Annotated in this window: 17 protein-coding genes; 14 read left to right on the forward strand and 3 right to left on the reverse strand. The window is 34.5% G+C overall.

All coding sequences use genetic code 11. The features are described from left to right. The first annotated feature begins 16 nt into the window (after positions 1-16). The 5 genes from Q428_RS02315 (at position 17) to Q428_RS02335 (ending at position 5,128) form a co-directional block, all read left to right on the forward strand. Positions 17-1,348: an APC family permease gene (locus tag Q428_RS02315; RefSeq protein WP_035377803.1), complete on the forward strand. Its 1,332-nt coding sequence runs from the start codon at positions 17-19 to the stop codon at positions 1,346-1,348. A gap of 162 nt (positions 1,349-1,510) precedes the next feature. Further along, positions 1,511-2,029, forward strand: a complete 519-nt coding sequence (locus Q428_RS02320) for a GNAT family N-acetyltransferase (RefSeq protein WP_051514833.1) — start codon at positions 1,511-1,513, stop codon at positions 2,027-2,029. A 1-nt stretch (position 2,030) separates the two neighbouring features. Beyond that, a complete protein-coding gene (gene yfcE / locus Q428_RS02325) occupies positions 2,031-2,579 on the forward strand; it encodes a phosphodiesterase (protein ID WP_035377806.1) in 549 nt (182 codons plus the stop codon). A gap of 117 nt (positions 2,580-2,696) precedes the next feature. Continuing rightward, positions 2,697-4,127, forward strand: a complete 1,431-nt coding sequence (glnA, locus tag Q428_RS02330; RefSeq protein ID WP_035377809.1) for a type I glutamate--ammonia ligase — start codon at positions 2,697-2,699, stop codon at positions 4,125-4,127. A 155-nt stretch (positions 4,128-4,282) separates the two neighbouring features. Next, on the forward strand, positions 4,283-5,128 hold the full coding sequence (locus Q428_RS02335; RefSeq protein ID WP_035377811.1) for a DNRLRE domain-containing protein: 846 nt from the start codon (positions 4,283-4,285) through the stop codon (positions 5,126-5,128). 30 nt (positions 5,129-5,158) lie between these two features. On the opposite strand, the gene Q428_RS02340 is transcribed toward Q428_RS02335, so the two are convergent. After that, positions 5,159-6,961 carry a TPR domain-containing glycosyltransferase gene (locus Q428_RS02340; RefSeq protein ID WP_035377813.1) on the reverse strand — a complete coding sequence of 601 codons (1,803 nt, stop codon included), beginning with the start codon at positions 6,959-6,961 and terminating at the stop codon, positions 5,159-5,161. An 82-nt stretch (positions 6,962-7,043) separates the two neighbouring features. Then, on the reverse strand, positions 7,044-7,760 hold the full coding sequence (locus Q428_RS02345) for a DUF6385 domain-containing protein (RefSeq protein ID WP_035377815.1): 717 nt from the start codon (positions 7,758-7,760) through the stop codon (positions 7,044-7,046). 584 nt (positions 7,761-8,344) lie between these two features. On the opposite strand from Q428_RS02345, the gene pflB reads away from it, so the two are divergent. The 6 genes from pflB (at position 8,345) to Q428_RS02375 (ending at position 16,260) form a co-directional block, all read left to right on the forward strand. Continuing rightward, a complete protein-coding gene (pflB, locus tag Q428_RS02350) occupies positions 8,345-10,570 on the forward strand; it encodes a formate C-acetyltransferase (RefSeq protein ID WP_035377817.1) in 2,226 nt (741 codons plus the stop codon). Positions 10,571-10,574: 4 nt separating this feature from the next. Then, positions 10,575-11,306, forward strand: a complete 732-nt coding sequence (gene pflA / locus Q428_RS02355; RefSeq protein WP_035377819.1) for a pyruvate formate-lyase-activating protein — start codon at positions 10,575-10,577, stop codon at positions 11,304-11,306. A gap of 449 nt (positions 11,307-11,755) precedes the next feature. Next, positions 11,756-12,769 carry an alpha-hydroxy-acid oxidizing protein gene (locus Q428_RS02360; RefSeq protein WP_035377821.1) on the forward strand — a complete coding sequence of 338 codons (1,014 nt, stop codon included), beginning with the start codon at positions 11,756-11,758 and terminating at the stop codon, positions 12,767-12,769. A gap of 225 nt (positions 12,770-12,994) precedes the next feature. Next, positions 12,995-13,900 (forward strand): phosphate butyryltransferase, encoded by a 906-nt coding sequence (gene ptb / locus Q428_RS02365; RefSeq protein ID WP_035377823.1) that lies wholly within the window; start codon positions 12,995-12,997, stop codon positions 13,898-13,900. 28 nt (positions 13,901-13,928) lie between these two features. Continuing rightward, positions 13,929-15,689, forward strand: coding sequence for an indolepyruvate ferredoxin oxidoreductase subunit alpha (iorA, locus tag Q428_RS02370; protein ID WP_035377825.1), 1,761 nt, complete (start codon positions 13,929-13,931; stop codon positions 15,687-15,689). A gap of 1 nt (position 15,690) precedes the next feature. Further along, complete coding sequence (locus Q428_RS02375) at positions 15,691-16,260, forward strand: indolepyruvate oxidoreductase subunit beta (RefSeq protein WP_035377826.1); 570 nt, start codon at positions 15,691-15,693, stop codon at positions 16,258-16,260. A gap of 110 nt (positions 16,261-16,370) precedes the next feature. Here Q428_RS02375 and Q428_RS02380 read toward each other — a convergent pair whose 3' ends face one another. Beyond that, positions 16,371-17,099 carry a hypothetical protein gene (locus tag Q428_RS02380; protein WP_035377827.1) on the reverse strand — a complete coding sequence of 243 codons (729 nt, stop codon included), beginning with the start codon at positions 17,097-17,099 and terminating at the stop codon, positions 16,371-16,373. A 187-nt stretch (positions 17,100-17,286) separates the two neighbouring features. On the opposite strand from Q428_RS02380, the gene Q428_RS16255 reads away from it, so the two are divergent. The 3 genes from Q428_RS16255 to Q428_RS02390 are packed head-to-tail and all read left to right on the forward strand — an operon-like array spanning position 17,287 to position 18,851. Continuing rightward, positions 17,287-17,511, forward strand: a complete 225-nt coding sequence (locus Q428_RS16255; RefSeq protein WP_051514834.1) for an MgtC/SapB family protein — start codon at positions 17,287-17,289, stop codon at positions 17,509-17,511. A gap of 53 nt (positions 17,512-17,564) precedes the next feature. Beyond that, positions 17,565-17,963 (forward strand): MgtC/SapB family protein, encoded by a 399-nt coding sequence (locus Q428_RS16260; protein WP_278244857.1) that lies wholly within the window; start codon positions 17,565-17,567, stop codon positions 17,961-17,963. A gap of 48 nt (positions 17,964-18,011) precedes the next feature. Further along, positions 18,012-18,851, forward strand: a complete 840-nt coding sequence (locus Q428_RS02390) for a hypothetical protein (RefSeq protein ID WP_035377828.1) — start codon at positions 18,012-18,014, stop codon at positions 18,849-18,851. The last annotated feature ends 96 nt before the right edge of the window (positions 18,852-18,947 follow it).

The raw sequence follows: 18,947 nt of genomic DNA on the forward strand, positions 1-18,947 counted from the left end.
AGGAGGAGAAACAACTATGGAACAAAAGAAACAGGTTGTTGAAACTAATGCAGATGCTGGCCTTAGTAAATCCGTAGGTCTGTTCGAAGCTATGGCGATAGTTATCGGTATGGTTATCGGTTCAGGTATCTTCGTTAAGCCAGCAATAGTTTTCAAAAATGCAGGCGCTCCAGGAATGGGTATCCTTGCATGGATTCTTGGTGGTATTATAACAATGGCGTCAGGACTTACAGTAGCTGAAGTAGGTGCTGCTATTCCAAAAACAGGCGGACTTGTAGTATATTTAAAAGAACTTTACGGTGAAAAATGGGCTTTCCTACTTGGATGGGTACAAACAATCATATACATTCCAGGATCAACAGCTGCTCTTGGACTATTCCTTGCAGCTATAGGAACAGCTTTCGTTCCAATGTCAGATACTCAACAAAAAATATTTGCTATTGGTATGATGGCATTACTAATGTTTATTAATGCTGTATCAACAAAGTTCGGTTCAAAGTTACAGGCAGTTGTTACAGTTGCTAAGCTTTTACCAGTTGTAATATTAGTTGTGTTTGGTTTTGCAAAGGGTACAGTTCACGACTTCACTCCAATGGTAGGAGAAACAAGTACAGCAGCTGGACTTGGTGCAGCTATACTTGGAACACTTTGGGCATATGATGGATGGTTAAACGTTTCAAACATGGCTGGAGAAATGAAGAACCCAGCTAAGGACCTTCCAAAGGCAATAGTTTTAGGTCTTTCATTAGTTATGGTTGCATACGTTTCAGTTAACTTAGCTGTTATAAACGTTTTACCAATGGATAAGATAATAGAAGCTGGAAAGAGCTGTTCAGCAGAAGTTGCTAACGTTCTTTTCGGAGCTGGCGGTGGAAAATTCATAACTGCTGGTATATTCGTTTCAATCTTCGGAGCATTAAACGGATGGTGCTTAACTGGTGCAAGAGTTCCACTAGCACTTGCGCAAGATGGATTACTTCCATTCTCAGGATTCTTCGGAAAGGTGAGCAACAACGGAACACCAGTAAACGCTATGATATTCCAATTCGTAGTTGCTTCATTACTAGCATTAACTGGATCAGCTGATATGGTTTCAAACCTTGTAATATTCATAATGTGGATATTCTACCTAATGGGAATTGCTTCAGTATTTATACTAAGATCAAAGCATCCAAACCTTGCAAGACCATACAGTGTACCACTTTACCCAATTACTCCAATCATCGGTTTAGTTGGTGGTCTATACATCGTTATCAGTACAATCATGACTGATACAATGAACTCACTATATGGTTTAGCAATCGCTGTTATAGGATTACCAGTTTACTACATGATTAAGAAGAAGTAATTAAATTAATAGAAGTAAAAATAGGAAAGAGAAACCTCTTTCCTATTTTTATTGCTATTAATATAAATCCAATTAATAAAAACAACTGTCCCCATTGGCAACAGTTAGTAACTGTCCCTGGTGGGGGCTTTGTGTTATAATTTCTTTGAAGGAGATGATTAAATGATAAAAGGTGAAAAGGTTTATTTAAGGGCACTTGAACTAGAGGATGCCAGAATTATTTCTGCATGGCTTAATGATAGAGAAACTAACAGGAATTTGGATATAATATATCCATTATCAAAAAGATATGCAGATTCATATGTTCTTGAAGCAGATGAAGATAGGTCTAAAAAAATCTTTATGATTATGAATATGGAGCTTAAACCCATAGGTCTTGTTGTAATAAGTGAAATTAAATGGGAATACAGAAACTGTGAAATTGGAATAGTAATATATGATAAATCCCAAAGGAGAAAGGGTTTAGCAAAGGATGCAATGAAGGAAGCACTTAACTTTATTTTTAACGAAATGAATATGCATCTTGTACATCTTAAGGTTATGGAAGATAATGAAGCTGCAATAAATTTATATAAATCCCTTGGTTTTCAGGTTGAAGGTGTGTTAAAGGACAGGTATTTTAAAAATGGCAGATATATAAATGTATTATCAATGAGCAAAATAACTGAAGGAGGTATTTAATATGAAAATAGGTATGATAAGTGATATCCATGGATATCCAGGTCAATTTAAAAAGGCATTAAAAATTTTTCAGGGCTGTGATATGATTCTCTGTGCAGGAGATATTCTATATCATGGGCCAAGGAATCCTATTCTAGATGGATACAATCCACAGGAACTGGCAACAGAAATTGGAAAAAATGAAATCCCAATGCTGATAGCAAAGGGAAATTGTGATGCTGAGGTTGACTCTATGGTTTTAAATTTACCAATATTTTCACCTGTGGTAATCTATGAAAAGGAGAACATAAGATTTTTAGTTCTACATGGTCACGATGTTGATGAAGGTAGATTAAGTGATATAGCAAGGATTTATAAAGTAGATATACTATTAACAGGTCATACCCACGTAAGATTATGTGAGCCTCATGGGGAAACCTTATTTGTTAATCCAGGAAGTGTATCTGTACCAAAGGGAGATGGAATACCTTCTGTTGCAGTTTTTGAAAATGGAGAAATTAAATTTATAAATGTAGAAACAGGAGAAATAATAGAAAAAAGATATTTATAATCCTTAAATAGTTTAAGAAATAAGAGAATTTCCCTCCGTTGAAAATAATTTGGTATTGAATGTTAACCATGTAAAAATTATACTTTAATTATAGATACAATAAATGGGGGGGATAAAATGTTTAATAACTACAATGAGCTTGCAGAATACGTTAGTATTAATGACATAAAAATGATAGACTTTAAAGTTGTTACCCTTACAGGTAAGTGGAACCATCTTACAATTCCAGCTTCAAGGCTCAGCCAGAAGATTTTTGAGGAAGGCATTGGCTTTGACGGTTCAAGCTATGGTTATGCAGTTATAGAAAAAAGTGATATGATATTTAAACCAGACATTAAAACTGCCTTTCTTGATCCCTACTGTGAGATACCAACCATAAGTATGATTGCTAATATTTATCAGATAGGTGATGAAGTAGTCAGATTTCAGGGGGATCCAAGATATATAGCAGAGAAGGCAGAAAATCACCTTAAAAATTTGAAAATTGCAGATGAGTTTATAATAGGACCAGAATTTGAGTTCTATGTTTTTGATCACATAAGCTACGAAGTTGAGCATAATCATCAGGAAGTTACAATTGACTCAATTGAAGCTCCATGGAATACAAACGATAAGGAGTACAATCAGGGGTATAAGACGCCGCTGCAGAAAGGATATCATGCAGCACTTCCATATGACATTACCAATGACCTGAGGGCAGAGATGTGTTTAAGGCTTGAAGAAATGGGGGTTCCAGTTAAATATCATCACCATGAAGTTGGAGCAGCGGGACAGCTTGAAATTGAAGTAGAGCTTGGCTCGATGTTAAAGATGGCAGACAGCACTTTAATTGCAAAATATGTTATAAAGAATACAGCCATCACCCATGGAAAAACAGCAACCTTCATGCCAAAGCCAATTTATAATGAAGCAGGAAGCGGAATGCATGTACATATGTTACTGAAGAAGGATGGAAAAAATATATTCTATGATGAAAATGGATATTCAGGCCTTAGTGAGAATGCAATGTATTTTATAGGGGGAATATTAAAACATGCTCCATCTTTACTAGCCTTTACTAATCCAAGTACAAATTCATATAAAAGACTAGTTCCTGGTTTTGAGGCACCTGTTTCAATATGTTTTGCAACATCAAATAGAAGCTCTGTAATCAGGGTTCCAGGATATGCTAAAAATCCAGAAAAGAAGAGATTTGAATTCCGCTCATCAGATGGAACATGTAACCCTTATATGGCATATTCAGCACTATTGATGGCAGGAATCGATGGAATAGTGAATAAAATTGACCCTGTTAAGGAAGGTTTTGGACCATATGATGTAAATGTATTTGATTTACCAGCAGAGGAAAGGGAAAAAATAAAGGCTCTTCCTAAGTCCTTAGAAGAATCCCTTGAGGCATTAAAGAATGATTATGAATATCTTTTAGCTGGAGAAGTATTTACAAAGAGCTTTATAGAAAATTGGATAAATTACAAATATAACAAGGAAGTAATGAAGGTTATTCCTGTTCCAACTCCACAGGAATACAGTTTATACTTTGATATATAATTGATTATTATGGCACAGTCAGAAATTTATAGTTTCTACTGTGTCTTTTAGTTTATAAAAAAATATACTAAAACATAGATATTAAAAGAGTGATGGATTTATTTCAAAATAAGTAACCTCAGCATAAAATATTATAGAAAAGGCAGGTGAAAAGTATGGAAACTGAATTTTTAAGCACAAAATCATTAACAGTTTCAAGTAAAGAGCCAAATGGAAAAATCACAGGGCAGTATATTTTAGCTGGTAATGACGGTTGTAACAAATATAGAAGTTATTTATATTTTGATTTATCAAACCTGCCGTGTAACGTAAAAATACTTTCTGCTGAGCTTAGTCTATATCTTGTAGAGAATTATTGCGTATCTAAAAGTAATTCAGTATACATCTATGGGTTAAAATCTGATTTTGGAATATTTACAAGTTTTAACAAGCAGCCTTTATATGATGAAAATTATATAATAAAGGAATTTAAAGGAATAAAATCAGGGCAACTTGATATAGGTATTTCCCCGCTGTTTTTAAAGTGGAGAAGGGGAATGATAATTAATAAAGGCATATATATTCAGGGAAGAGAAGGAGTTAAATCTATTGCAGCCTTTGGTTCAGCTTACAACAAAAACTATGATTTAATACCCAAAATTAAAGTTAGATATCTGGTTTCATCTGGAGGGACAGTTAATATGGGTGAGTTTATAGATGTAAAATATTGGTCTAAAACAATCAACTTTTTTGGAAACTACACAACAGAGGATATAATAGATGTCAGTAAAATTGTTGAAGGTACATTTTTTATAAAAAATACAGGACTTAAATCTGTAACAATATCAGTAGAAGTAAGTGGAGATGGGGAAATCTGGGTGAAGGATACCACAAAAATTCTGGAATCTGGAAATGAAAAGGTGTTTATTCCAATGTATTATGGTCAGTTTTACAGGCTAAATTTACAGTGTGATGGACATGGAAGTCTAGAAGTCTATTTCATATATCAGGTTTATAAATAAAAATGGCCACCATGAGTAATGGCAGCCCCATCAATTATAACTTTTTGATGAAAGGATTTTGTAAAGGATATACGAAGTTTCTACATCTATTTTATCAAAGAGTTTTATAGAGCGTATTATTTCTTTTGTAGACATGTCGTAAAAACCGTGTTTATAGTAAAGTTTTGAAAGGAACAAAAGAACATCATCATTTGTAATGCAGTTAAAAAGTTCTAAAGCGGTTTCGAATTTATCAAATTCCTTAACGGATAAAATAGAGTCCAGAATTTCAAGGATTATTGGTAAATAAACCTCTGATTCATCCTTTGATTCACTAAGGATGATTTTTTCCTTTTTAAGAAAAAGATTGTTTAAAGATGAATAAACCTTTATAACATCAACAGGAGCATTTATTTCATATAGTTTATTTAAAGTTTCTTCAGCACGGCTTAGCTCATCCATAAATGAAAAGCAGAGATAACTAAGCTTTAAAGATGGGATATAGCATTTATTATTCTCTGGTATTTTTGTAAATTCCTTAATGGCTTCCTGAAAGAGCCTCAGATGGTATAAACACTGTCCCTTTAAAAAGACAAGGGAATCGTTATTGATATGGTGCTCAAGTGCCATATTGATATAATTTAAAGCTAAAGTATATTGTTTTTCGCAGAACATAATATCAGCAAGCATAGTAAAGCCTTCTGGAGTTTTCTGAGGGAAAAATTGTTCTATTGTTTTCTTTATCTCCTCCTGGTCTGTGGTTACACTTGTTATAACATTTCCAATTTTGTATATAGCATCATAGAATTTTGGGTTTAATTTTAAGGTTTCATTATAATATTTCAGGGCACTGTCTAAATCTGAAATCTGATGATATATATTTCCAAGGGCATAACTTGCTAGATAACCACCAACGCCAATTATGAAACTCAATACAGGAGGTGGATCCCCAAGGGAAAGGCACTTCTCAAAGGATTTTATTGCTTTACCTAATTTACCCGTTTCGTGAAAAATATTTCCCCTGAGATATTCAAGATCAGTGTAGTTTGGATAGTATTTTAAACCTTCATCTACAAACATTAAAGCTTCTTCATATTTTTTCAGTTTTTGATAAGAGAGAACGATTCTGAAAATAAGCTTTGGAACATAAATATCCGTCATCCTGCACTTATTATAAGCAGGGATGTAATACTCAAGTGCCTTTTCAGGATTGTTTAATGCTGTGTATTCGTTTCCCATACAGAACTGATAATAGGGGTTATCAGGCTCCTCTGCCAATTGTTTCTCTAAAATACGCATATTTCGGTTTCGCTTATTTTTTTCTTCTACAACTGAATTCAAATAACCATAATGATATATATTTATATTTTCAGTCTTAACTTTTATGCTGTCATCTTTTATGGAGATATGCTCATGAATTCTACCTTCATACCTAAGGGAAGGTTTATTTCTAAAAAGTCTGATACTTACATTCAGAACCCTTTCATTTCCAGGTAAATCTCCATAATAGCATACTGTATTTAACATATAAACATCTGCAGAATCAGGATTATTTATTATATCTAATATTTTTGATGAATCATTTTTATCAAGCTCATCGTCTGCATCCATTATCAATATCCAGTTACCAGATGCCTTTTCTATAGAATAATTACGGGCTTTACTGAAATCATCTACCCATTGAAAATCATAGACCTTTGCTCCGAAGGTTCTAGCAATTTCTTTAGTATTATCCTTTGAACCTGTATCCACAACTATGATTTCATTTGCAACACTATATATACTCTCAAAACATCTTCTGATATTGTTTTCTTCATCCTTTACTATCATACAAACGCTAAGAAAAGAATTCATGTAAACACCCCATAAAATTAATTTCAGGGGCAGGTTTTACCTGCCCTGTATTTTAAAGAAGGTAGTAGATTGAGGGATTTTGTTACATTTGGCCATTGAAATATACCTCTGCTGTAAAAGCAGCTAAACTGCTGATTTTAACTCTGGTATACTTCAAAAAATATCCTGGGATTAAAACTTGTTTTTCTCCTCCAGCCAAAGGAACAGCTATGCTTTTGTCAGAAACAAAATAGCTGTCGGTATCAACGGGACTGACTTCAAGCTCTGCTGTTATGGGATTTGTACCAGAGTTGTATATATAGAAGGTATATAATTTGTACTGACTGGTATCAAATTTAAAGGAAGTGATTGTTGTTCCTTCATCGGAAGTTAAGGTTGCGTTAGAAGCAGTAAATGCATAGCCGCCTATTTGGACAGTTGGGCTATTAGCTACATCAACAGCACCTGTAACTGTAACTGTATCTGTTGTATATGATAGAGCTCTTATATCAACAGTGTTAGAAACATTAACAGCACCGGTTACAGTAATAGAGTCAACAGTGTAGGATAATGCTCTGATGTCCACAGAGTTGGCTACGTTAACAGCACCGGTTACAGTAACAGTATCAGTGGTATAAGTCAGAGCTCTTATTTCAACAGTGTTAGAGACATTGACGGCACCAGTTACAGTAACATTGTTAGCTACATTTACAAACATATTTCCACTTCCGTCAACCTGAAGTGGTGTGTTTGTGTTGCTTCCGTAAATCTGAACTTTAAGATTCTGTGCAGAATCATTAAATATAATGTTGTTAGGCATGGATTTCACCACCTTCATAACCGGATTTTTTTACAATTTATAATATGCAAAACTCATATTCAAGGAACAACAATCTTACTAAATAAATTAATCAATGGAGATAATGTCAAAGTGACTTAAAATTCATATAACAGTAAATAAATTTTAAAGCTGTATCAATAAAAATTATTACCTGTATCATTGCAACTAAATGAAATACTTAATTATAAAAAGGGAAAAATAATCAAAAAAATATCTATAAACATACTAAATTGGAAGGCAAATGAATTTAATTACAATATAAAGAAATAAACACATATATATGAATATATTTGTATAATTATAATAAAGGTTATTTCAAAAAATAAATATTATTTTCAAATATTTAAATATTTTTATTTTGTAACAGAAGCATAACATGAAGGAAACAGGGGAAAACAAGAGAATGAAACAGATAAGATAATAAAATTATAACAGCAGGTTAATACATGTAAAAAAATCCTTTAAAATCAGTATAAAATAAGTTGATACAGGTTATAAAAATATATATAATAGACTTACAAGATAAACAAAGGCGATATCAGTAGCCTAGGGAGGGTAACAATATGAGATTTAAAGAATGGAATGGATTTAATAAAGGTACATGGACAGATGAAATAGACGTAAGAGATTTTATACAGAAAAATTACACACCATATGAAGGGGATTCAAGCTTTTTAAAGGGTGCTTCACAAAGGACAAAAAGGCTTTGGGAAAAGGTAGCATCACTTTTAAAGGAAGAAGTTAAAAATGGTGTTATAGATATTGATACAGAAACTGTTTCAGGTATAACAGCTTACAAACCTGGATATTTAGATAAGGAAAATGAAGTTATAGTTGGTTATCAGGCTGATGCTCCATTAAAAAGAATTGTAAATCCTTATGGCGGTATCAGAATGGCAACACAGGCGGCAGAAAGCTATGGCTATAAAGTAAGTAAAGAGATAGTTGATATCTTCACAAAATACAGAAAAACACATAACCAGGGTGTTTTTGATGCATATAGTGACGAAATGAAATTAGCTAGAAAAGTAGGAATAATAACTGGTCTACCTGATGCCTATGGTAGAGGAAGAATAATAGGAGATTACAGAAGGGTTCCACTATACGGAATAGATTTTCTTGTAGAAAAGAAAAAAGAAGACCTTAAAAACTTAAAGGGAGCCATGACAGAAGACCTTATAAGATTAAGGGAAGAGGTTTCAGAACAGATTAAAGCCCTTAATGAGATGAAGGAAATGGCAGCATCCTATGGATATGACATATCAAAGCCTGCTAAAAATGCACAGGAAGCAGCACAATTTCTTTACTTTGCTTACCTTGCAGCAATAAAACAACAAAACGGTGCAGCAATGTCCTTAGGAAGAGTTAGTACATTCCTGGATATATATGTTGAAAGAGACCTTAAAGACGGTGTAATAACTGAAGAAGAAGCACAGGAAATAATGGACCAGTTTATAATAAAGCTTAGAATGGCAAGACATCTTAGAACACCAGAATACAATGAATTGTTTGCAGGAGATCCAACATGGATTACTGAATCAATAGGTGGTATGGGACAGGATGGAAGAACCCTGGTTACAAAAAACAGCTTCAGATTCTTACATTCATTAGTTAATTTAGGGCCTGCTCCAGAACCAAACATGACTGTATTATGGTCAACTAAGCTTCCAGAAAACTTTAAAAAATTCTGTGCTGAAATGTCAATATTAACAGACTCAATACAATATGAAAACGATGATACAATGCGTCTTGAATATGGTGATGACTATGGTATAGCTTGCTGTGTATCACCAATGACAATAGGAAAACAGATGCAGTTCTTCGGAGCAAGGGCAAACCTTGCTAAGGCATTGCTTTATGCAATAAACGGAGGTATGGATGAAAAGCACCTGGTACAGGTAGGACCAAAGCTTGAAATTCCAGAAAGTGAGTACCTTTCATATGAAGAAGTAATGAAAAATTATGAAAAGGTTTTAGAATGGTTAGCTGAACTATATGTAAATACCCTTAATATAATTCATTACATGCATGACAAATATGCATATGAATCAGCTCAAATGGCACTGCATGATGTTAACATAAGAAGAACAATGGCCTTTGGTATAGCAGGACTTTCAGTTGTTGCAGACTCATTGAGTGCAATTAAATACGCTAAGGTTAAGCCAGTAAGGGTAAATGGAGTAACAGTTGATTTTGAAGTTGAAGGTGATTTCCCTAAATACGGTAACGATGATGATAGAGTTGACAGCATTGCAATTGAAATTGTTGAAAAGTTCATGAATGAACTTAGAAAACACCAGACATATAGAAATGCTGAACACACAATGTCAGTATTGACAATCACATCTAATGTGGTTTATGGTAAAAAGACAGGGTCAACTCCAGACGGAAGAAAGGCAGGGGAAGCCTTTGCACCAGGAGCAAACCCAATGCATCAGAGGGATATAGAAGGAGCTTTAGCTTCACTTAACTCAGTTGCAAAGATACCAAACTGCCATTGTATGGATGGTGTATCCAATACATTTACAATAGTACCAGAATCACTAGGTAAAAATGAAAAGGACAGAATTAACAACTTAGTAGCAATTATGGATGGATACTTTGAACAGGAAGCTCACCATTTAAATGTTAACGTTTTAAACAGAGAAATGCTAAAGGATGCAATGGAACATCCAGAAAAATATCCATCACTGACAATAAGGGTATCAGGATATGCAGTAAACTTTGTCAGATTATCAAAGGAACAACAGCTTGAAGTATTGAACAGAACATTCCACGAAAGGATGTAATAACATGGTCACTGGCAGAATTCACTCTATCGAAACAATGGGATTACTTGATGGACCGGGAATAAGGGTGGTTGTCTTTATGCAGGGGTGCAGGTTACGCTGTGCCTACTGCCACAACCCAGACACTTGGGATACAAAGGGCGGATTTGAAATAACTGCAGAAGAACTTTTAAAAAAGGTCAGAAGGTATAAAGTATATTTTTCAAAATCAGGTGGAGGGGTAACACTATCTGGAGGCGATCCACTGATGCAGCCTCAATTCGTTGCTGAATTCTTTAAACTCTGTCGGGAGGAAGGAATTCACACAACACTTGATACATCAGGCTATGGATCAGGCAACTACGATGAGGTTTTAAAATATACAGACTTAATACTTCTTGACATAAAGCACATAGACGATGCTGCCCATAAACAGCTGACAGGCCTTGGCAGAGAAGGTTTTTTACAATTCCTAGAAGCAGCAAAGTCAAATGGCAATAAAATATGGATAAGGCATGTAGTAGTCCCAGGTATAACAAACGGCAGGGAACATATAAAAAAACTTGCTGAATTTATTAACACAATACCCAATGTAGAGAGAGTTGAATTGCTGCCATATCATGTTCATGGTGTGGATAAATATAAAGAGCTTAACATAAAATACAGGCTAGAAGGAATTAAGCCACTGCAAAAAGAAGAACTTGAAGAGCTGTATCAAGTTTTAAACAACAATCTGAATAATAAGAGTTTAACCTAGAAAAAACAAGAGATTTCATAAATTTACAGGCTATTCACAAAATTAACCATTTTTAAAGGTCATAAATAATTGCATAAGACTTCGGTCATTTCATCAAGTAAGTCTAAATTTTTCTTTGTTTTAAAAATCCTTATCATCGGCAGTGGACATCCGTGTCTCCGGCCTGGGCTCAGCACATCCATGTGCTGAATTACAGGATTTTTAAAAGTCAAAAATAAGACTTACTATGATTTATGACATGTACTTTCTGCAATTACTTCATGACCTTTTGTAATTTTGGCTTACAAATAATAATTTCAAAAATTCGGGGATTTAAAAATCTCCGGATTTTTTATGAACAAAAAGGGACAGTCAACAATTGTTTATGATAACATAATAAAAGGGACAGTTACTTATTGTCAGGAATAGGGACAGTTAACAATTTTGTCAAATGAGTCAGGAGGGATAGGATGGATTACAAAGAGGTTTTAAAAAATGCAAAACAAAATCTAAATGGAAGCTGCAGGGTTTGTCAGGTTTGCAACGGAAGGGTCTGTGCAGGTGAAGTCCCAGGTATGGGAGGGACAGGTAGTGGAATGGCATTTACTGCAAACTATGAGGCCTTGGAAAAAGTGAAGTTAAATATGAGGGTTATACATGATGCAAAGGACCCAGATACATCTATTGAGATTTTTGGCAAAAAGCTAAGAATCCCTGTTATGGCAGCACCAGTTTCAGGTACAACATTAAATATGGGAGGAAAATTTTCTGAAAGCCAGTACATATCCTGGGTAATAAAGGGGTGCCTTGATGGTGGAGTATATCCAATAGTTGGCGATACTGCTGTTGATGCCTTTTTACCTACAAACCTTGATGAATTGAAAAAAAGCGGTGGTACAGGAATTGCAATAATTAAGCCATGGGAAAACAAGAATATTATAAATAAAATCAAAATGGCAGAAGAGGCAGGGGTTTTTGCTGTTGGAGTTGATATAGATGCAGCAGGATTGATTACCTTAGCTTTATTTGGAAAACCAGTTGGACCAAAGACAGTTGAAGAAATAAAGGAACTTGTAAAAAGTACAAAGCTCCCCTTTATATTAAAGGGTGTTATGACAGTAGATGATGCCCTTTTAGCAGTTGAAACAGGAGCAGCAGCAGTAGTTGTTTCAAATCATGGTGGAAGAGTCCTGGACCAGACACCTGGTGTTGCTGAGGTGCTTCCTGAAATAGCCAAGGCAGTTAAAGGAAAAATTACTGTACTTGCAGATGGAGGAGTAAGAACAGGAGTAGATGTTTTAAAAATGTTAGCACTTGGAGCAGATGGGGTTTTAATAGGAAGACCATTTGTAACTGCTTCCTTTGGAGGAGAAAGTGAAGGAGTTAAAACATATATAGATAAAATAGCTGCTGAATTAAAATCAGCTATGATTTTAACAGGTTGTAAGGATATAAAGAGTATTAACAAAGATATTATAAGATAGAAAAGTTGGGAGTCCCTAAGTGTTTTGGGGCTTCTTTTTTATGGTTTATCATATAAATTATTAACACTTTAACGTGTTAAAATAAGAAAACAAGAGTAATTGAGACTTAAACCAATAAAATTTTAAAAAATCAAAAAATTTGAACAAATATTGTGTTTGAATATTTAAAAAATAGAAAATATTTGATAAAATAGAGATGGAGTTCTAGAAGGGAGTGTGTTACATATGGTCAGAAACTTTGGAGAATTAATTGAAATAGCAAAACAAAAGCCAAGGATGAAGCTTTCAGTTGCAGCAGCCCAGGATGACGAGGTGCTTTTAGCTGTTGATGCAGCTCGAAAAATGGGTATAGTAGAGGCAATACTGGTTGGAGATAAGGCAAAAATAGAAAAAATAGCAGAAGAAGCATCAATTGATATAACAGAATATGAAATAATAGACTGCAGAGATTTGGTTGAATCAGCAAGAATTGCTGTTTCACTTGTTTCTCAAGGCAAAGCAGATTTTTTAATGAAGGGCCTTATTGGAACTGCAGACCTTCTTCGTGCAGTTCTAGATAAAGAAATCGGGCTTAGAGGGAAAAATCTTTTAAGCCATGTAATGGTTTATGATGTACCAACATACCATAAGCTGGTTTTCTTAACAGACGGTGGAATGGTCACATATCCAGATTTAGGACAGAAGGTTCAGATAGTTCAAAACGCCGTTACAGTTGCAAAAGCACTTGGGGTAAATCCAATTCATGTTGCACCACTTTGTGCAGTTGAAGTTATAAACCCAGATATGCAGGCAACCCTTGATGCAGCTGCACTTACAAAAATGAATCAAAGGGGACAGATTAAGGATTGCGTAATAGACGGCCCATTAGCCCTGGATTTAGCAATATCAAAGGAGGCTGCAAAACATAAGGGGGTATCAAGTCCTGTTGCAGGTGAAGCAGATATACTTCTTGTACCAAACATTGAATCAGGAAATCTTTTAGGAAAATCACTGACATACTTTGCAAATGCAAAATCTGCAGGGGTAATTATGGGTGCTAAGTGTCCCATTGTACTGGTATCAAGGGCAGATACCCACGAATCAAAATTAAACTCAATAGCATTAGGAAGCTTAGTTGCTAATTTAAAATAAATTGAATAACTTTAAGGGGGATAAAACAATGAAAAAGATGATGTCAGGTAATGAAGCCATTGCCAGGGGAGCCTATGAAGCTGGCTGTACTGTGGCAGCTGCTTATCCAGGAACACCAAGCACAGAGATACTGGAAAACATTGCAACCTACAAAGGAATCTATTCAGAATGGGCACCAAATGAAAAGGTAGCAATGGAGGTTGCATGTGGCGCATCTATTGCAGGTTCAAGGTCACTTTGTGCAATGAAACATGTTGGAGTTAACGTTGCAGCAGATCCACTGTTTACAATTGCCTACGAGGGTGTTAATGGGGGACTTATTATGGTTTCGGCAGATGACCCAGGAATGCACAGCTCACAAAACGAACAGGATAACAGATTATTTGCACCCCATGCAAAGGTTGCAATGATTGAGCCTTCAGACAGTCAAGAGGCAAAAGACTTTATAAAGGCTGCCTTTGAAATCAGTGAAAAATTTGACACAGCGATTCTTTTCAGGGTTACAACAAGAATATGTCATAGCAAGGGCCTTGTTGAGCTTAATGAAAGGGAGGAAGTTGGTGTTAAGGAATATAAAAAGGATGTAAAAAAATATGTAATGATACCTGGACATGCAAGGATAAAACATTATGAAGTAGAAGAAAGACTTGCAAAACTCCAGGAATATTCAAATAACTGTCCATTAAACAGAATTGAATGGGGAGATAAGAAAATAGGTATTATAACAAGTGGTATATCCTATCAATATGCAAAGGAAGTGTTTGGAGACAAGGCTTCATATTTAAAAATAGGATTGTCCTATCCACTTCCAGACAAGATGATAAAGAAATTTGCAAAGACAGTTGATAAAGTATATGTTATTGAAGAAAACGAGCCATACTTAGAAAATTTCGTTAAGGCGCTTGGAATAGAATGTATTGGAAAAGAGTTTATTCCTGTCTGCGGTGAGTTAAATCCAGATATAATAAGAAGGGCTCTTACAAAGACAGAGGAAAAGAAATTATATTCAATAGATGTAAAGGTACCTTCAAGACCACCTGTGCTTTGCCCAGGATGCCCACATAGAGGAATTTTCTATGCAGTTAGTAAATATAAGGATGTTATTGCAACAAGCGATATAGGCTGCTACACACTTGGAATGATGGAGCCTTTAAATGTTGCAGATACAGTTATTTGTATGGGGGCAGGTTTCTCAGCAGGTATAGGATTCCAGAAGGCTGCAATGATGGGAGGAAGAAAGGATAAGATATTTGGATTTATGGGTGACTCAACCTTCTTCCATTCAGGTATAACAGGACTTATTGATGCTGTTTACAACAATAGCCCAATGGTGGCTGTAATATTAGATAACAGCATAACTGCAATGACTGGTCACCAGGAAAACCCAGGAACAGGAAAAACCCTCATGGGAGAAGTTGCACAGGTTGTTGACATCGAAAAAATAGTTAAAGCAGTTGGTATAAAGGAAGAAAACATAAGGATAGTTGATCCATATAATCTTGAGCAGACAGAAAAGGCAGTAAAAGAAGCACATGAAGCAACTGAGCCCTTTGTAATAATTACAAAACAACCATGTGCTCTGATAAAGGAAGTTCTTAAAAAGAGAGCAGGACTACACTGCAAAATAGATCAGGATAAATGTAAAAAATGCAAAGCTTGTATAAGAACTGGATGTCCTGCAATAGCATACAAAAATGGTCAGGTTGTTATTGAAAAGAGCATGTGTAACGGATGTACATTATGCAAGCAGGTATGTAAGTTCGATGCAATAGAAAGGGTTGGTGAATAATATGACTAAGAGTATTTTATTCGTTGGTGTTGGTGGACAGGGTATAATACTTGCATCAAAAATTCTAACAGAGGGTCTTGTAAAATTTGGTTATGATGTAAAAATGTCAGAGGTTCACGGAATGGCTCAAAGAGGTGGAAGTGTTACAACCCAGGTTAGATTTGGAGAAAAGGTTTATTCACCACTTATAGGCTACGGTGAGGCTGATGTACTTGTTGCCTTTGAAAAGGTTGAGGCTGCAAGATGGACGAACTATCTTAAGGAAGGCGGCACAATGGTTATAAACGATTATGAAATTTATTCCCTTCCTGTACTAATTGGAAAAGAGGAATATCCACAGGATGTAATTGAAAAAATAAGCGATAAAATAGAGCATGTGAAGGTTTTTAAGGCAGCAGAAATAGCAGAAAGTCTTGGAAATATAAAGGTTCAAAACATTGTTCTCCTTGGTGCCCTTATAAAAGCCCTTGGACTTGAAAATCTTGATTGGGCATCAGTTATAAAGGATGTTTTACCTGAAAAAATGCACGAAATTAACATAAAAGCTATAGAAGCAGGAATGAACATATAAAAAAGAAGCAGCCTCGGCTGCTTCTAATTTTTTATATACATTTTTGTGAGGAGAAAGTTCAAAAACATCATTAAAAATTGCAGAAGATACTGCTTAAATTTTACTTAAAATCAGATGCCACAATGTCCTTTGAAAGGCTTATTTGATTTTGGAAAAATCTCCTTCAGGGCTTCAGACTGTGATTTTGTAATTATACCCTTTTCCACCATTTCACTTAAAATATTCTGTTTTTTAAATTCCTTTGATTTAAAATATTTTTCTCTTTCTTCCTTAGTCATATTTTTAATTTTTTCATGTTCAGCCTGTTTTTCCTGATGTCTCTGCTCCATGTAAGATAATATCTGATTTTTCTGTTCCTTTGTTATGGTTCCCTTTTCAACAAGGGTATCTAACTGCTTGTTAAGCATATCTAATCTTTCTTTTCTTTTTGCTTCCTTCAAGGAATGAAGTCTATCTTTTATAGCATCCGCCTTGGATTTACTGATCAGGCCTTTGTTAACCATATCAGTGAAAATATCGATTTTAGTGCCATCTTTACCTTCCTTGAAATTTTGCTTCTTTTCCTGTTTCTTTGCATCTAGGTAGGCTGTAATTTTGTTCATATCCTCCTGTGTTATGGTTCCCTCCTTAACCAGTTGAGAAAGAACATTCTTTAAATCTTCATGCTTATTAATTTTTTTACCTTGTTTATTGAGGTCAAATTTTTTCTCAGTCTTAAATTTTTTGCCATTTTCCTTTGGTGATTTTTCAGTTGCAAGAGCTGAAACTCCAGTTGTAAGAATTACAGCCCCAAGCAAAAAGCCAGAGGTAATCATCATGAGCCTTTTACTTTTTAACATATAAACACTCCCTTCAGTTAAGTTTATAACCATATTATCAACAACTTATGTGTTGTTTTTGTGCAGAAAATGTTAAAAAAATGTAACAAAGCAGATAAAGTCAATAGGCAAAACAAAAGGAATATTATATTGTATAAAAATAAAAATTAATATATAATTTTTCCAATAAGTTTTAGGAGTGGTGACTTTGGATTTTGATTTGTTACTTCAAGTAGCTTTAAAACTGTTTATGGCCTTCCTCCTTGGTGGATTGGTTGGATATGAAAGGGAATATCACAGCAGACCTGCAGGACTTAGAACTCACATACTGGTTTGTATGGGTTCTGCCCTTGTTCAGATAACTGCCCTTGATTTTTACCTGAAAAATAAGGGTACCTTTGCTACGGATCCTATGAGGCTTGGTGCCAGGTAATCAGCGGAATAGGTTTTTTAGGCGCTGGAACCATTTTAAAGGAGGGGGCAAATATAAAGGGCTTAACAACAGCAGCAGGAATCTGGACAGTTGCTTGTATCGGTCTTGCAGTAGGTTCAGGGCTTTACATGGAAGCAATAATGGCAACCTTATTTGTGTTTTTAGCACTTAGAGGTGTTAAAAAATTTGAAAGAAAAACTTCCTATGAAAAAAAGTGTAAGCAATTAAAGGTTGTAATAAAGGATAGCCCAGGAAAACTCGGTGAAATAGGAGGGGTTTTAGGACAGCTTGGAATTCAGATAAATGGAGTTGAAATGCACCCTATAAATGAAGAATATGTTGAGATAGATTTAATGATAAAGGGATTATTTACAGTTAAAAATGAAGCTGTATTAGAAAAGATAATATCAATTAAAGAGGTAAAAGAGGCAAATATTTTAAATTATGAATGAAAAAAATGTGCTATAATATTCCTATAATTTATGGGAGGTATTTGATACATGGAGTTTTTTACAAAGGTTGATGGAATATATAAGGACACTGCTAAAAAATATAAAAAACTAGGAGAAGGAGAAAAAATATCCTGCCAATTAGAATACAATGGAATTAATTTCAGGGAAATAGTATACAATAAAAAATTCCTCGGTAAGACAAAAGAAGAGGTATCTGGATTGGTATTTGTAACAAATGAAGGGGCTGTCATCTCAGACAGGACAACCTTAAGGGAAATTAACGATTTAGCATATAGATTAGAAAAATTTTTTGATGAATCCTACTCAGGCAGCATTTCAAGGCTTATAACTCCAGAAAGGGACATAAAAAGAGAAGAAGAGGAGTTTAAACAGATGGTGGAGGCCTTAAATTACCTTAAGGATAAGGGTGAGAGAGGGGCAGAGGTTATTAAAGATATAATTACAAAGCTTCCTGAATTTAAAAGGGAAACCAACAGTATTTTAATGGAGTTAAATAACAAAATAAAAAATTATCATGATATGAATATACCATTAAATCAGAATACACTTGAAGGGCTAAAGGATGATTATAAAAAACTTTTATTAAAGAATTTAGAAAGAATAAGGCTAATAAACAAAGGAAGAAGATATTATGATGATATACAAAGCCAGGCTTCAAAGCTTAAAAAAAATATAAAATTGAAGGTTTTAAGTGTAAGTCTGACTACAAGTTTAACAAGGCTTGAATTTGGAATAATGAATTTAAAAAGAATATTGATGGTTTATGAAAGTGTTATAGATTTAAATGAAAATCAATATTTAGCATTTATTGAAAAGGCAGAAAAACAGAACATAGAAGAAAGATATAATAGGATAAGAATAAAATAATGATACCTCCCAGACAAGGGAGGTTTAAATTTATGTAACTAAAAGTCCATCTGATTTTTTATTTGAAGCATAAGTTAAGTTCTGCTATTATATAAA

Source organism: Fervidicella metallireducens AeB (genome assembly GCF_000601455.1).
GTDB lineage: Bacteria > Bacillota > Clostridia > Clostridiales > Caloramatoraceae > Fervidicella > Fervidicella metallireducens.

Coding starts and splice junctions, on each gene's coding strand:
- Q428_RS02315 (WP_035377803.1), top strand. CDS start 17: ATGGAACAAAAGAAACAGGTTGTTGAAACTAATGCAGATGCTGGCCTT.
- Q428_RS02320 (WP_051514833.1), top strand. CDS start 1,511: ATGATAAAAGGTGAAAAGGTTTATTTAAGGGCACTTGAACTAGAGGAT.
- yfcE (WP_035377806.1), top strand. CDS start 2,031: ATGAAAATAGGTATGATAAGTGATATCCATGGATATCCAGGTCAATTT.
- glnA (WP_035377809.1), top strand. CDS start 2,697: ATGTTTAATAACTACAATGAGCTTGCAGAATACGTTAGTATTAATGAC.
- Q428_RS02335 (WP_035377811.1), top strand. CDS start 4,283: ATGGAAACTGAATTTTTAAGCACAAAATCATTAACAGTTTCAAGTAAA.
- Q428_RS02340 (WP_035377813.1), bottom strand. CDS start 6,961: ATGAATTCTTTTCTTAGCGTTTGTATGATAGTAAAGGATGAAGAAAAC.
- Q428_RS02345 (WP_035377815.1), bottom strand. CDS start 7,760: ATGCCTAACAACATTATATTTAATGATTCTGCACAGAATCTTAAAGTT.
- pflB (WP_035377817.1), top strand. CDS start 8,345: ATGAGATTTAAAGAATGGAATGGATTTAATAAAGGTACATGGACAGAT.
- pflA (WP_035377819.1), top strand. CDS start 10,575: ATGGTCACTGGCAGAATTCACTCTATCGAAACAATGGGATTACTTGAT.
- Q428_RS02360 (WP_035377821.1), top strand. CDS start 11,756: ATGGATTACAAAGAGGTTTTAAAAAATGCAAAACAAAATCTAAATGGA.
- ptb (WP_035377823.1), top strand. CDS start 12,995: ATGGTCAGAAACTTTGGAGAATTAATTGAAATAGCAAAACAAAAGCCA.
- iorA (WP_035377825.1), top strand. CDS start 13,929: ATGAAAAAGATGATGTCAGGTAATGAAGCCATTGCCAGGGGAGCCTAT.
- Q428_RS02375 (WP_035377826.1), top strand. CDS start 15,691: ATGACTAAGAGTATTTTATTCGTTGGTGTTGGTGGACAGGGTATAATA.
- Q428_RS02380 (WP_035377827.1), bottom strand. CDS start 17,099: ATGTTAAAAAGTAAAAGGCTCATGATGATTACCTCTGGCTTTTTGCTT.
- Q428_RS02390 (WP_035377828.1), top strand. CDS start 18,012: ATGGAGTTTTTTACAAAGGTTGATGGAATATATAAGGACACTGCTAAA.